The organism is Mycobacterium arosiense ATCC BAA-1401 = DSM 45069 (assembly GCF_002086125.1).
Lineage (GTDB): Bacteria > Actinomycetota > Actinomycetes > Mycobacteriales > Mycobacteriaceae > Mycobacterium > Mycobacterium arosiense.
Map to the genome: position 1 here is coordinate 1 of NZ_MVHG01000434.1, position 232 is coordinate 232.

A 232-nucleotide genomic window follows, 5' to 3' on the forward strand; every position below is an offset into this window, starting at 1 on the left:
GTCGTCCATCGGTCCGTTGATACCGCGCGCGGCGTAGTGCGACTCCCAGCCGCCGGCGGTGACTACCAGCATCGCCCGCTTGCCCTGCATCCGGCCCTCGCCGTAGCGGTCGCCCCAGTGGCTGTCGGAATGTTCGCCGACCCCGTAGGCGAAGCCGCAGGCATAGACGCGATCGATCCAACCCTTGAGGATCGCCGGCATGCTGAACCACCAGAGCGGGAATTGCAGGATC

At 66.8% G+C, this 232-nt stretch carries 1 protein-coding gene; it reads right to left on the reverse strand.

Translation table 11 applies throughout. The features are described 5' to 3' along the window. Nucleotides 1–232, reverse strand: a 232-nt coding sequence (locus BST14_RS32465) for an NAD(P)H-dependent oxidoreductase (protein ID WP_211280884.1), incomplete at both ends; no start/stop codon positions are given.